Source organism: Xanthomonas axonopodis pv. maculifoliigardeniae (assembly GCF_041519315.1).
Classification (GTDB): domain Bacteria; phylum Pseudomonadota; class Gammaproteobacteria; order Xanthomonadales; family Xanthomonadaceae; genus Xanthomonas; species Xanthomonas euvesicatoria.
The window spans coordinates 3245473-3258326 of record NZ_CP167998.1 but is presented as its reverse complement, the minus strand read 5'-3'; the positions used below and the strand labels follow the sequence as shown (position 1 = coordinate 3258326).

Here is a 12854-nt window from a genome sequence, read left to right as displayed (position 1 = left end):
AGATGGGGCGGCAGGATGCACGTTGCGTGCGCTCCTGCCGCGTGCCGGCAGATTACTGCGGCAGCACTTCCAGCGTGGCGACATAGCCCAGGCGACGTTGCTTGGCCTGCGGCAGCGAGGTCGTTGTGTCTTCGCTGGTGGTTTCCAGCCAATACATGCAGGCTTCCGGCCAGGTCACGCTGAAGCCACCCTTGGCATCGGTCTTGAGCTTGATCTCGTTTTGCGCATTCCGGTAACGGGTGCCGCCGCGCACGATCTCGATCTCCAGCCCGGCGGCCGGTTTGCCATCCAGCTGCAGGGTGAACTGCGCGGGTTCGCCGGCAACCAGATCGTTGGGATGGGTCACCGGAATCAACTCGATGCCCTTGCCGGCGGGCTTGAAGACCGTGGTGGTCGGCGCACCGCGGGTGACGAAGGTTTCCACCCGATTGAAGGACTGCGAGACCTGTAAATCCTGCGCGTTCTTCGGCACCTCGGTGGCGAAGCGGGTTTCGTTGCCGCGCCAGCGCTTGGGTTTGCCGTCTTCCTTCCAGCTGGCGAACAGGCCCGCATTGACGATGGCCAGCTTGTAGGTGCCGGGCTGGGTGAGCTGCAGGTCGAACACGCTGCGGTACTTGCCGGTCGCCGGGTTCTCCGGCGTGAGCGCACTACCATCGGGGGCGGTGATGCTCAGGTTATCCAGTCGCAGCGGCACGTGGTTGAAGTAGAACAGATCGTTGGACACTGCAGCATCCACGGTGATCCACGGCGCGTCGCCAGCGATGACGGTCTGCGACGGCAGCAACCAGGCCTTATGAGCAAGTGCGCTGAGCGGCAGGCTGGCAAGCAGGCTAATCAGGACGAGCGAGCGTTTCATGACGACTCCTTGAAAGACGATGACAACGATGGGACGCATGTGGGATCAGGGCGAGACTGCAACGCTGTCTACATGCGTGGAAAGCGCCGGGTGTGAAGCAACACGCCTTGCCGCCATGCGGCAGGTGTGACCTGCGGAAACATCGACGTGCTGGAGAGCACCGTCAACGCCAGCGCAGCGTTCAGGGCTTTGCAACCAGGCTGATCGCACCGAGCTCGCTGCTGCCGCTGGCTTTGGCTGTCTGCGCGGAGGTCGCCGGCCAGGTGAAAGGCACCTTGACCAGCTCGCGGCCGCCAACTTCGCGTGCGGCTTCCACCACCAGCGTGTATTGCCCAGCCGGCAGCGACTTCAATGCGCCCTTGGTGTCGGAAAACGATAGCGCATGCGCGCCGGCCGGCCGGGTGGGGCCGGTGACGCCGTCGACCGGTACGCTCAGGGTGCGTCCGCTCTTGCGCCACCACTGGCGCAGATCCGGCAGCCATTTGGTGCCGTGGCCTTCGGCGGTGTCCCTGGATTGATACCAGACCGCCAGATTGGCGGCGACCTTCTGATCGGCACCTTCCAGCCAGACCGCGACATACGGGCGGTGGTATTCGGCGACGTTGAGCTTGGGGATTTCGATGTTGATGTCGAGCGTGGCCGCATATGCCGGCATGGCGAGCAGGCCGCTCAGGGCGATGGTCAATGTGGCGCGCATGATCGTCTCCGGTAGAAGGATTCAGTGGACCAACAGCAGGGCAAGCAACAGCGGAATCAGCAGGCCCAGGCCGACCAGCGGCCAGGTCATGTGCCGCTGCCGTGCATGCAAGTGAAGAAGAAACAGGCCGGTGATGCAGAACACCAGGCAGGCGATCGCAAAGACATCGATGAACCAGCCCCAGGCCGGCCCGGCGTTGCGACCTTTATGCAGGTCGTTGAGATAGGCGACCCAGCCACGCGATGTGCGCTCGTATTCGATTGCACCCGTCGTACGGTCCAGGCTCAGCCACGCATCGCCGCCTGGGCGGGGCAGTGCGACATACACCTCGTCGGCCGACCATTCTCCGTTGCGCGCGCCGATGCTGATGTCGAGCTGGCGCCCCAACCATTGCGCCACACGGGGCGGCAGCGGTGCATTGCCGTCCTGCCGCTTGCCCAGCGTGTGCAGCAGGGCAGGCGGCAGCGTCAGCGTGCGTTGCTCGGCCGATGGGCTGGCTTCGATGCGCGCGGCGTGATTCAAGGTCAGCCCGGTGACCGTAAACAGCAGCATGCCGATCAGGCACAACGCCGAGCTGATCCAGTGCCACTGATGCAGCATGCGCAGCCAGAAACCGCGACGTTGCTGCGCGCTGGCGAGGTGAGCGTGGTCTGAGGTGGACATGCTGCGCTCAGGCCATAACGTCAGACACGCGAGGCTGCAACTGCCGCTGCCGTGCAGCCACCTCGTGCAGCAAGGCGCGCAGGCGCGGATGGCGCGCGCCGGCCAGCAGCGGGGCGAGCTGTTGCAGAAAACCGGCGTGGCCACCTGCGATGGCGCGGCGCATCCACTGTTCTGCGTCATCCAGCTCGCCGCTGTCGGCGAGCAGGGTGGCGTAGCCGGCCTGACCGCGGAAATCGCCCGCTTCGGCAGAGCGCCGGTACCACACACATGCGGCCAGGGGATCTGCAGCGCAGGCCAGGCCCTGGTCGAGATAGCGCGCCAGGAAGTTCATCGACTTGGCATGACCGGCTTCGGCCGCGCGGCGGTACAGCGCCAATGCCTGCGTGTGGTCCTGCGCTACGCCGCGCCCGGAGGCGTACATGTGCGCCAGGTTGTACATGCCCCAGACCAGGCCCTGTTCGGCGGCGTGGCGATACCACAGCACGGCCAGCACATCGTTGCTGGCCGTGCCGAACCCGAGCTCATGGCAGCGGCCCAGCTGGTTCATCGCCTCCGCACACCCTGCGTTGGCGGCCACTTCGTACCACAGCATCGCTGCAGCCGGATCTGCGGCAATGCCGCGTCCTTCGGCGTACATCTGCGCGAGCAGCACTTGTGCACTTACGTCATGGTTCGCAGCGGCTTTGTGCAAGAGCGCACGTGCCTGTTCCGGCTGCGTGCGCAGCAACGCGCTCAGCTGCGTGATGTCCAGCGCCGGCTCAGACATCGGCCCATTGCCGCAACAGGTTGTGATACACGCCAGTGAGCTGGATCAATGAGGGATGCCCGGGCGTGTCCTGGGTGAGGCGGCGGATCGAGACATCCAGTTCGAACAACAGGCGGCGCTGCGCAGCGTCACGCAGCATGCTTTGAGTCCAGAAAAAGCAAGCCACGCGCGCGCCACGCGTGACCGGCATGACCCTGTGCAGACTCGTGCCCGGATAGATCACCAGATGTCCGGCCGGCAGCTTGACCGACTGCGTGCCGTAGGTGTCTTCGATGACCAACTCGCCGCCGTCGTAGCTGTCCGGGTCGCTGAGAAACAAGGTAGCGGAGACATCGGTGCGCACGGGATCTGCGCCGCCGCGACTGCGGTCGTAGCGGATCGCATTGTCGACGTGATAGCCGAACGACTGCCCGCCGCTGTAGCGATTGAACAGCGGCGGATAGATCCTGCGCGGCAGCACTGCGGAAAAGAACGTGCTGCTGCGCGCCAGTGCCTCCAGCACCAGCGCGCCGGCCTCGCGTGCAACGGCGCTGTCTTCGGGCAACTGTGCGTTGTCCTTGGCCTGTGCCGACTGGTGGCCGGCGGTGATGCGGCCGTCTGCCCAGTCGGCCGCGTCCAGCTGTGCGCGCAGCTGGCTGAGCTGCGCGTGATTGAGCACATCGGGAATGGGCAGCAACATGCGGTGGTCTCCACGTCGCCCGCGCAGCGCGCACGGCGTGCCTGAGGGTTAGAAGCTGAAGGTGGCGTTCAACACTGCCGAGCGGCCGTCCCCCGGCAATGCCCAACCGCTACCCGCCGTGACGGTTCCTGCGGCATTGACAGTGAGGTTGTTGCGGATGCTGGTGTAATAGACCTTGTCGAACAGGTTGTTGACGTTCAACTGCAGGCTGAGCCACGTGTTGACGCGCAGGCCGACCATGGCGCGATGCACCCAATAGGCGTCGGTCTTGCGGTAGACCGCGGTCGAGGTGTTGTTCGGGTAGAAGCTGCCCTGATAGTTGACGCCGTAACCGAAGGTCCACTGGTTGAGCTGGTAGGTGGTCCACAGATTGCCGGCGTTGCGCGGGGTCTGCACCAGCTCGCGCCCGGCGATGGGGTCGCCTGTCAGGCTGGCGGTGCGGTTGGACACGCTCTGCAGCACTTCGCTGTCCAGGAAGGTGTAGTTGGCGAAGATGGACCAGCGCTCGGTCAGGTAGCCGGCCGCACCGAGCGCAATGCCGTCCACGCGCGCCTTGCCGTCCAGCACCTGCTCGGGGACCAGCGGGTCGCCGCTGTTGACCTTGTAGTTCTCGCGTTCGTTGCGGAACACCGCGGCGGTCAGCGCCAGGCGCTCGTCCAGCGCATCCCACTTGCCGCCCAGTTCGATATTGACCGCGGTTTCCGGTTCGACATTGCAGTTGGCACCCACGGTGGAGGTGGCAATCGGCGTGCACGAGCCGTTGACCGAGGCCTTGGAAGGCGTCTTCGCATTTGCATAGGACAGGTACAGGCTGGCGTTGTCGACCGGCTTGAACACCAGACCGGCGCGATAGGAAAACAGATCATCCTTGCTGCCGGCGGGGAAGCCCGCAGTCACGCCGGTGATGCCGCCGGTGGCGTTGACGGTATAGGTGGTGGTGTCGCCCTCGTTGTGCTCGTAGCGGCCGCCCAGGTTGAGCATCCATTGCTCGTTGAATTGCAGCGTGTCGAACAGGTACACCGCCTGGTTAGTCAGGCTGCCCTTGCTGCGGCCGGTGCGGAAATAGTTCTGCGGGCCGGTCCAGATGTTGTACGGGTTGTCGAACGACTGCAGCGGGTAGGTGATGCCGGTGGTGGAGCCGTCGGCATTGCGGAACAGCGAACCGCTATCCAGCTCGAAGTCTTCCTTGCTGAAGGCGACGCCGGCGACGACGCGATGTTCGATTGCACCGGTGTGCAGCGTGGCGGTCAGGTCGGTCTGGCTGTGCGCGATGAAGTTTTCGGTATCGCGCACCAGTCCGCGCGGCCCGCTGTTGGGGTTCCAGGTGGACGGCGGCTGGCCCACGCACGCGCGGCCGGTGTAGGCGTTGGTGTTGTCGGGCAGGCACCAGGTGCCCTCCGGAGCAGTGGCGGTGGTGCGCTGATCCACGCGCTGCAAGCGCGCCAGGCTGCGCAGTTTGACGTTGTCGTCGAAGTCCATTTCCAGCACGCCGGTGAGCATGTCCACGTCGATCTCCTGACGCGCCACATTGCGATAACCGTAGTAGGTTTCGCGGTCCACGCCCGGCAGCGGGCCATCGTTGAACGGGCTGAGCGCGAAGGGCACGCCGTACTGCAGCAGGTTGTTGTCGTGCTGGTGCAGATAGCTCAACGTGAAACGCGTGTCCGAGCCCAGGCCGAACGCCACCGACGGCGCAAACCCCCAGCGGTGACGGAATTCTTCATCGCGGCCCGGCACGTCCTGGGTGTGGCCCATCGCATTCAAGCGCACGGCAGTGCCGTTTTCGAAATCGTAATTGCTGTCGGCAGTGAGGCGGCCGTAACGGTCGCTGCCGCCGCCGATCATGACGTTGGTGAAGTTGCCCTGGCCGGCAGTCTTGGTGACCAGATTGATGTTGCCACCGACCGAGCCGGCGCCGGACATGGCCGAGTTGGCACCGTTGATGAGCTCGACGGATTCGAGGTTGAAGGTGTCGCTGCGGCTGTACTGCGCGCTGTCGCGCACGCCGTCGGTGGTGATGTCGCTGCTGGCGGTGAAGCCGCGCAGGTTGATGCTGTCGCCATAGCCGCCGCCGCCTTCGCCCGCGCCGAAGGTGATGCCGGGCAGGGTGCTGAGCACATCGCGCAGCGACAGCAGATTCTGCTGGTCCATGGTCTGCTTGGTGACCACGGTAATGGTCTGCGGCGTGTCGCGCAGCGCTTCTGTGTACTTGGGCGAAGAGGGCTTCTGCGCACGTTCCTGCTGCACCCGGATCGCATCCAGATCCACCGCCCCTGGAGGCGCCGACACATCGTCGGGCTGGGCGAAAGCGGGGGCGGACAGCGTCAGCAGCACGGCCGAAGCGAGCGGGGAAATGCTAGGCGTCATGGAAGGTCTCAAAGAGGAGGCGAGGCTCCCACCTGGCGATGGCTCGGCGGATGCGGGATGGAATGCGTGGACGCTGCGCCGGCTAACCCGAAGCGCTGCGCCGACAGTCGCCGAAGCCAGGCAAGCTGAAGCGCTGCGCGAGGGCGCGCAGGCGCAGCGAACGAGCGGGGCGGGTGTCGAGCAGGACTGGTTGCATGGGGTCGCAGACAGGCCAGTTGTTAAGAAGGCCTTAAGGATGCGATCTTAAATGCAAATCATTCTTCTTTGCAATATTTACCGATCGATGGCAGACGCTGCAACGCGTGGCGCCCTAGCGCCCTGGAGCGCTGGCCGCCGCAATGCACCGCGTCAGCGATCGTCGCGGGTCCAGATACCGTTGTGTTCGCGCTTGACCGGGAACTTGGGCACGGCCGTGTAGGCAGGCGCGCACAAGGGGCGGCCGTCGCGGACATCGAAGCGCGCGCTATGCAACTGGCATTCGATGGTGCCGGCAACCGGATCGAAGCTGCCGGGCGACAATTCGTAGTCTTCGTGGCTGCAGCGGTCTTCCAGCGCATACAAGGCGCCATCGAGGTTGAACACCACGATCGGCGTGTCGGTGACCTCGTCCCAGACGGTCTGCATTTCACCGGGCAGCAGCGCATCGCTGGCACAGACGAAGGTCCAGGTGTCGCTCACGGGGTTGGCCCGCCCAACTGCTTTTCCAGCACTTCAAAACGCAGATCCTGGCGCAGCGGAATGCCGAAGCGCTCGTCGCCGTACGGGAAGGGTTTGACGATGCCGGTGCGGCGATACCCGCGGCGTTCGTAGAACGCGATGAGTTCATCGCGCACATCGATGACGGTCATGCGCATGACCGGCAGCTGCCACTGGCTATGTGCCAGGCGCTCGGCTTCGGCCAACAGCGTCTTGCCGAGCCCGCTGCCCTGCAACGAAGGATCCACCGCGAACATCCCGAAGTACCCGGCGCCATGGTCATCGGCGATATGCGCACAGGCCACCAGCCGCTCATCCTGTTCGACCACCAGCACCAGGCTGCGTTCGCGCAGGAGATCGTCGCGCAGCACGGCCGGATCGATACGCGCACCCTCGAGAATATCGGCCTCGGTGGTCCAGCCCACGCGGCTGCTATCGCCGCGATAGGCCGAGGTCACCAGCAGGACAAGGGCGTCGATGTCAGCGACGGTGGCGGTGCGGAAAGTGGTGGTCTGCATGGAGGCAGTTTAATCGGGAATCGGGAATCGGGAATGGGGAAAAGCACGTGCTGCTCGATGAGCCATGTTCCATGCATCGAGCGTTACCGGCGTTACCAGCGTTCGGGAGAACCGCTCTTCCGATTCTCCATTCCCGATTCCCGATTCCCATCAGCCCAACAGTCGACGCACCTTCACCAACGCGGCGACAAAGCGCTCGATTTCGTCGTGCGTGTTGTAGAACGCCAGCGACGCGCGGCAGGTGGCGGCGACACCGTAGTACTGCAGCAGCGGATGCGCGCAGTGTTGGCCCGAGCGCACCGCGACGCCTTCCAGGTCGAGCAGGGTGGCCAGGTCGTGCGAGTGCGCACCTTCGATCAGGAACGACACCACCGCGGCCTTGTCGGGCGTGGTGCCGAAGATGCGCAGGCCATCGATGCGTTGCAGCTCTTCAGTGAAATGGGCGAGCAGTTCGGCTTCGCGTGCTTCCACGTGCGCCAGCCCGAGCGACTCCAGGTAATCCACCGCCGCACCCAGGCCGACGAAACCGGCGATATTGGGCGTGCCGGCTTCGAACTTGTGCGGCGCATCGTTGAAGACCGTGTTCTCGAAGCTGACTTCCTTGATCATCTCGCCGCCGCCCAGAAACGGCGGCATCGCCTGCAGATGCTCGCGACGTGCCCACAGTGCGCCGGTGCCGGTAGGGCCGCACATCTTGTGCCCGGTGATGGCGTAGAAATCGCAGCCGATGCTGGCCACGTCGATGCGTCGATGCGGTGCCGCCTGCGAGCCGTCCACCATGGTGACGATGCCGCGCTTGCGCGCTTCGCGGCAGATCTCGCGTACCGGGTTGACCGTGCCGAGCACGTTGGACACGTGGGTGATTGCCAGCAGCTTGACGTCCGGGGTCATCGCCTTGCGCAAGGCATCCAGATCCAGCGCGCCATCGGGCGTGATTTCGGCCACGCGAATGGTGGCGCCGGTGCGCTGGGCCACCAACTGCCACGGCACGATGTTGGCATGGTGTTCCATGCGCGAAATCAGGATCACATCGCCGGCGCCCAGCCGCGGCAATGCCCACGAATACGCCACCAGATTGATTGCAAAGGTGGTGCCGCTGCACAGCACCAGCTCATCGGCGCGGACGTTGAGAAAGCGCGCCAGCTTGCTGCGCGCGCCCTCGAACGCGTCCGTCGCCTCGCTGCCGAGCGCATGCACGGCACGGCTCACGTTGGCATTCTGGCGCCGGTAGAACTCGTCGGTGGCGGCAATCACCTGCAGCGGCTTCTGCCCGGTGTTGGCGTTGTCGAAATAGATCAGCGGCTTGCCATGCACCTGCCGCATCAGCAGCGGGAAATCCAGGCGCACACGGTCCCAATCGGGCGCTGCGCTGGGCGGAATGGCCGGCATGTTCATGCCACGCCTGCCGAATTCAATGCACGGTCCAATTGCAGTGCCAGCACGGCACTCAGGGCGGCTGGCAGCACGCGCAAGGGCTCATGACAGAACGCGGCGCTCAGCAGGCGCTGCGCTTCTTCCTGCGGCAAGCCGCGCGAGCGCAAGTAGAACAAGGCGTTGTCGTCGAGCTGGCCCACCGTGGCACCATGCGCGGCCTGTACCTCGTCGGCATCGATCACCAGCACCGGCTGGGTGTCGATTTCGGCGTTGGACGACAGCAGCAGATTCTTGTTGGACAACCGTGCATCGGTGCCGTCGGCACCTGCGCGGATGCGGATGCCCCCATGGAATACCACGCGGCTGCGGTCCGCGCCCACACCGCGCCACACCAGCTCGCAGGCGGTGTCGCGCGCGATGTGCTCAATGCCCAGGCGCGTGTCCACATGCCGGCGGCCGTTGCCGAGCAGCACGCCATTGGCGGTGAGGTGGGCGTTGTTGCCTTCCAGCCGCACGTTGAGCTCGTGCCGCGACAGCCCGGCACCCAACTCCAGGTCCACACGCTGGTAGCGGGCGTCGCGCGCCAGCACCGCGTCGGTGCGCAGCAGCGACGTCGCCTGTGCGCTGCCGGCTTGCACGCGCGCGTGCGACAGTGCTGCACCCTGGGCCAGATGCACATGCATCACGCTGTTGGCCAGATGCGCGGCATCGCCCACGTGCAGATGATGCTCGACCACCTGCAATGCGGCGCCGGCACGCAATGCGATCAGATGGCGGTGATGCCACGACAGATCCTGCTCGCCGGCCACGCCGACGAACACCAGATGCAGCGGCAGCGCGATCTGCGCGCCGGCCTGCACGCGCACCAGCACGCCTTCGTCGGCAAGCGCGGCATTCAGGCGCGCAAAGACCTCATCGCTGCCGTCGAAGCGGCGGCCCAGCAACTGCTGCGCCTCGTCGCTTGCAGCCAACGATGCAGACAGGGTGTCCAACTGCACGCCTTCCGGCAACGTGGACAGATCGCTGAGCGCCTCGGATGGGCGGCCATTGACGAAGACCAGGCGTGGCGACGGAATGTCGTCCAGCGCGGCGGCATCCACCAGCGTGGGCACCAGCGGGGCAGGCTGAAAGCTGCGCCGTTCCAGCTGCCGCAACGAGGTGTATTTCCAGGCCTCGGCACGCGGGCCGGGCAGGCCGGTCTGCAGGGCGGCATCGAGCTCGGCGCGGCGTGCGTCACTGCCGCAGAAACCGCGCGCCAGGGAATCGAGCAGGGCGCTCATCAGGCGGCAACCTCAGGCACGACGCGGTCCTTCAGGAAGTGGTAGCCGTGCTTTTCCAGCTCCAGCGCCAGTTCCGGGCCACCGCTCTGCACGATGCGGCCCTCGGCCAGCACATGCACCACGTCCGGCTTGATGTAGTCGAGCAGGCGCTGATAGTGGGTGATGACCAGGAACGAACGCTCGGGCGAACGCAGCGCGTTGACGCCGTCGGCCACGCTCTTGAGCGCATCGATATCCAGGCCCGAATCGGTCTCGTCCAGGATGGCGAGCTTGGGCTCGAGCACTGCCAGCTGGAAGATCTCGTTGCGCTTCTTTTCGCCGCCGGAGAACCCTTCATTGACACCGCGATGCAGCAGCTCGTCCTTCAGATGCAGCACGGCCAGCTTCTGCCGCACCAGCTTGAGGAACTGCATCGAATCCAGCTCGTCTTCGCCGCGCGCCTTGCGCTGCGCATTGAGCGCGGCGCGCAGGAAATAGGTGTTGTTGACGCCGGGAATTTCCACCGGGTACTGGAAGGCCAGGAACAGGCCGGCGGCGGCGCGTTCTTCCGGTGGAAGGTCGAGAAGATCCTTGCCGTCGAACTGCACGCTGCCTGCGCCGACCTCATAGCCATCGCGACCGGCCAGCACATTGCCCAGCGTGGATTTACCCGCGCCATTGGGACCCATGATGGCGTGCACCTGGCCGGGCTGGATGTCCAGCGACAGGCCTTTGAGGATGTCTTTGCCGGCGATGCTGGCGTGGAGGTTTTGAATGTTGAGCATAGTCTTATCCAGTGATTGAGCCCCTCTCCCGCCGGGAGAGGGGTTGGGGTGAGGGTTAGTGCGAAGCATCGTGCTGTTTGAGTGCACTTGGCTTCGCTCGTACCCTCATCCGGCGCTGCGCGCCATCTTCTCCCGAGGGGAGAAGGAAAGATGTGTCAGCCGACGCTGCCTTCCAACGAGACTTCCAGCAGCTTCTTGGCTTCCACTGCGAACTCCATCGGCAGCTCGCGGAACACCTGCTTGCAGAAGCCGTCGACGATCAACGACACCGCATCTTCCTGGCTGATGCCACGCGCGCGGCAATAGAAGAGTTGGTCGTCGCTGATCTTGGAGGTGGTGGCCTCGTGTTCGACGGTGGCACCCGGGTTCTTCACCTCGATATAGGGAAAGGTGTGGGCGCCGCACTGCTTGCCGATCAACAGCGAATCGCACTGCGTGTAGTTGCGTGCGCCATCGGCATTGCGGTCCACCTTGACCTGGCCGCGATAGGTATTTTGGCCGCGTCCGGCACTGATGCCCTTGCTGACGATCTTGCTTTTGGTGCGCTTGCCGATGTGGATCATCTTGGTGCCGGTGTCGGCCTGCTGACGGTGGTGGGTCAGCGCGACCGAATGGAATTCGCCCACCGAATCGTCGCCGATCAGCACGCACGACGGATACTTCCAGGTGATCGCCGAGCCCGTTTCGACCTGGGTCCAGGTCACCTTGCTGCGCGCGCCACGGCATTCGGCGCGCTTGGTGACGAAGTTGTAGATGCCGCCCCGGCCCTCCTCGTCGCCCGGGTACCAGTTCTGCACGGTGGAATACTTGATTTCTGCATCTTCCAGCGTCACCAGCTCGACGACCGCCGCATGCAGCTGGTTCTCGTCGCGCATGGGCGCCGTGCAGCCTTCCAGATACGAGACGTAGGCCTTGTCTTCGCACACGATCAAGGTGCGCTCGAACTGGCCGGTATGGCCGGCATTGATGCGGAAGTAGGTGCTCAATTCCATCGGGCAACGCACACCCGCAGGGATGAACACGAAACTGCCGTCGGAGAACACGGCCGAGTTGAGCGCGGCGAAGTAGTTATCGCCCACCGGCACCACGCTGCCCAGATACTGCCTGACGATCTCCGGGTGTTCCTTGATGGCCTCGGACATCGAACAGAAGATCACGCCTTTTTCGGCCAGCTCCTTGCGGAAGGTGGTACCGACCGAGACCGAATCGAACACCGCATCGACTGCGACGCCGGCCAGCTTGGCGCGCTCGTGCAGCGGCACGCCAAGCTTGTCGTAGGTGTCCAGCAATTCCTTGGGCACCTCTCCCAGCGAGGCGTACTTCGGGCCCTTGGGTGCGGAGTAATAGCTCAGCGCCTGGAAATCGATCGGCGAGATCTGCAGTTTCGCCCACTCCGGCATCGGCATCTTCAGCCAATGGCGATAGGCCTCAAGACGCCAGTCGGTCATCCATTGCGGCTCGTCTTTCTTGGCCGACAACGCACGGATGACGTCTTCGTCCAGGCCGGGCGGCAATGAGTCCGATTCGATTTCGGTGATGAAGCCGGCGTCGTAACGTCGACCCAGCCGTTCGAGGATCTGCGCATTCTGCGGAGGAGCAAGTTCGGTGGCCATTGGGCTGCCTACAGGTCAGGTGGTCGCGACGCGTGCGGCGATCGAACGCCGACGGCTGTCGCCAGGGAGAGAGAGGGGCTGCAACATCTGCGCGAGCGTGACGCGGCGCAAGGCATCGCCGACCACGTCGTTGATCAGGCGCCAGTTCGACCGCACGCCGCAGCGCTGCGCGATACCGCACTGGCTGTGGTCCTGGCTGCATTCGGTGATCGCCAACGGACCTTCCATCGCTTCGACGATCTCCACCAGGGTGATGTCGCTGGCGGCGCGCGCAAGCCGGTAGCCGCCGTGCACGCCGCGCAAGCCTTCGACCAGGCCTGCCTGCGACAACGGCTTGAGAATCTTGCTGACAGTCGGTGCTTCCAGACCGGCCTGTTCGGCCAATTCGCTTGCGCTGAGCACCTGATCGCAGCGTGCCGCCAGGACGGTCAGCACCACGGTGGCGTAATCGGTGAGTTTGGTGACGCGCAACATGGTGAAGGCGGAATCCGAAAGCGGACCGAAATTGTACTCTTTCCGGCAGGGCAGGGCCAACGGCGCGGTTCAGCCGCCGGCAAGTGTGGCCCGTTGCGGCGCACGCT

The 12854-nt window shown here is 64.7% G+C and carries 13 protein-coding genes; all 13 read right to left on the bottom strand.

The window, feature by feature from the left end:
- Window positions 1–52: 52 nt before the first annotated feature.
- The 13 genes from ACDH77_RS14115 to ACDH77_RS14055 all read right to left on the bottom strand — a co-directional run bounded on the left by ACDH77_RS14115 (window position 53) and on the right by ACDH77_RS14055 (window position 12747).
- Window positions 53–856 carry a DUF4198 domain-containing protein gene (locus ACDH77_RS14115; protein WP_372353508.1) on the bottom strand — a complete coding sequence of 268 codons (804 nt, stop codon included), beginning with the start codon at window positions 854–856 and terminating at the stop codon, window positions 53–55.
- 181 nt (window positions 857–1037) lie between these two features.
- Window positions 1038–1553, bottom strand: coding sequence for a DUF2271 domain-containing protein (locus ACDH77_RS14110; protein WP_014090678.1), 516 nt, complete (start codon window positions 1551–1553; stop codon window positions 1038–1040).
- A 21-nt stretch (window positions 1554–1574) separates the two neighbouring features.
- Window positions 1575–2216 (bottom strand): PepSY-associated TM helix domain-containing protein, encoded by a 642-nt coding sequence (locus ACDH77_RS14105; protein ID WP_031423580.1) that lies wholly within the window; start codon window positions 2214–2216, stop codon window positions 1575–1577.
- 7 nt (window positions 2217–2223) lie between these two features.
- Window positions 2224–2982: a tetratricopeptide repeat protein gene (locus ACDH77_RS14100; RefSeq protein ID WP_031423578.1), complete on the bottom strand. Its 759-nt coding sequence runs from the start codon at window positions 2980–2982 to the stop codon at window positions 2224–2226.
- A complete protein-coding gene (locus ACDH77_RS14095; RefSeq protein WP_008571846.1) occupies window positions 2975–3661 on the bottom strand; it encodes a Fe2+-dependent dioxygenase in 687 nt (228 codons plus the stop codon). The genes ACDH77_RS14100 and ACDH77_RS14095 overlap by 8 nt, the downstream gene beginning before the upstream one ends.
- A 48-nt stretch (window positions 3662–3709) precedes the next feature.
- Complete coding sequence (locus tag ACDH77_RS14090) at window positions 3710–6028, bottom strand: TonB-dependent receptor (RefSeq protein ID WP_372353507.1); 2319 nt, start codon at window positions 6026–6028, stop codon at window positions 3710–3712.
- A 348-nt stretch (window positions 6029–6376) separates the two neighbouring features.
- Window positions 6377–6706 (bottom strand): non-heme iron oxygenase ferredoxin subunit, encoded by a 330-nt coding sequence (locus tag ACDH77_RS14085; protein WP_031423573.1) that lies wholly within the window; start codon window positions 6704–6706, stop codon window positions 6377–6379.
- Window positions 6703–7242 carry a GNAT family N-acetyltransferase gene (locus ACDH77_RS14080; RefSeq protein ID WP_008571841.1) on the bottom strand — a complete coding sequence of 180 codons (540 nt, stop codon included), beginning with the start codon at window positions 7240–7242 and terminating at the stop codon, window positions 6703–6705. Before ACDH77_RS14080 ends, ACDH77_RS14085 begins: the two co-directional genes overlap by 4 nt.
- Window positions 7243–7392: 150 nt before the next feature.
- Window positions 7393–8637 carry a cysteine desulfurase gene (locus tag ACDH77_RS14075; RefSeq protein ID WP_005913317.1) on the bottom strand — a complete coding sequence of 415 codons (1245 nt, stop codon included), beginning with the start codon at window positions 8635–8637 and terminating at the stop codon, window positions 7393–7395.
- On the bottom strand, window positions 8634–9896 hold the full coding sequence (gene sufD, locus ACDH77_RS14070; RefSeq protein WP_031423569.1) for a Fe-S cluster assembly protein SufD: 1263 nt from the start codon (window positions 9894–9896) through the stop codon (window positions 8634–8636). The genes ACDH77_RS14075 and sufD overlap by 4 nt, the downstream gene beginning before the upstream one ends.
- A complete protein-coding gene (sufC, locus tag ACDH77_RS14065; RefSeq protein ID WP_008571840.1) occupies window positions 9896–10660 on the bottom strand; it encodes a Fe-S cluster assembly ATPase SufC in 765 nt (254 codons plus the stop codon). Before sufC ends, sufD begins: the two co-directional genes overlap by 1 nt.
- Before the next feature lie 155 nt (window positions 10661–10815).
- On the bottom strand, window positions 10816–12273 hold the full coding sequence (sufB, locus tag ACDH77_RS14060) for a Fe-S cluster assembly protein SufB (RefSeq protein WP_372353506.1): 1458 nt from the start codon (window positions 12271–12273) through the stop codon (window positions 10816–10818).
- 15 nt (window positions 12274–12288) lie between these two features.
- On the bottom strand, window positions 12289–12747 hold the full coding sequence (locus tag ACDH77_RS14055) for an SUF system Fe-S cluster assembly regulator (RefSeq protein WP_011348117.1): 459 nt from the start codon (window positions 12745–12747) through the stop codon (window positions 12289–12291).
- Window positions 12748–12854 lie beyond the last annotated feature (107 nt).

Coding starts and splice junctions, on each gene's coding strand:
- ACDH77_RS14075 (WP_005913317.1), bottom strand. CDS start 8,637: ATGAACATGCCGGCCATTCCGCCCAGCGCAGCGCCCGATTGGGACCGT.
- ACDH77_RS14080 (WP_008571841.1), bottom strand. CDS start 7,242: ATGCAGACCACCACTTTCCGCACCGCCACCGTCGCTGACATCGACGCC.
- ACDH77_RS14090 (WP_372353507.1), bottom strand. CDS start 6,028: ATGACGCCTAGCATTTCCCCGCTCGCTTCGGCCGTGCTGCTGACGCTG.
- ACDH77_RS14055 (WP_011348117.1), bottom strand. CDS start 12,747: ATGTTGCGCGTCACCAAACTCACCGATTACGCCACCGTGGTGCTGACC.
- ACDH77_RS14095 (WP_008571846.1), bottom strand. CDS start 3,661: ATGTTGCTGCCCATTCCCGATGTGCTCAATCACGCGCAGCTCAGCCAG.
- ACDH77_RS14115 (WP_372353508.1), bottom strand. CDS start 856: ATGAAACGCTCGCTCGTCCTGATTAGCCTGCTTGCCAGCCTGCCGCTC.
- sufC (WP_008571840.1), bottom strand. CDS start 10,660: ATGCTCAACATTCAAAACCTCCACGCCAGCATCGCCGGCAAAGACATC.
- ACDH77_RS14100 (WP_031423578.1), bottom strand. CDS start 2,982: ATGTCTGAGCCGGCGCTGGACATCACGCAGCTGAGCGCGTTGCTGCGC.
- sufB (WP_372353506.1), bottom strand. CDS start 12,273: ATGGCCACCGAACTTGCTCCTCCGCAGAATGCGCAGATCCTCGAACGG.
- ACDH77_RS14105 (WP_031423580.1), bottom strand. CDS start 2,216: ATGTCCACCTCAGACCACGCTCACCTCGCCAGCGCGCAGCAACGTCGC.
- sufD (WP_031423569.1), bottom strand. CDS start 9,896: ATGAGCGCCCTGCTCGATTCCCTGGCGCGCGGTTTCTGCGGCAGTGAC.
- ACDH77_RS14110 (WP_014090678.1), bottom strand. CDS start 1,553: ATGCGCGCCACATTGACCATCGCCCTGAGCGGCCTGCTCGCCATGCCG.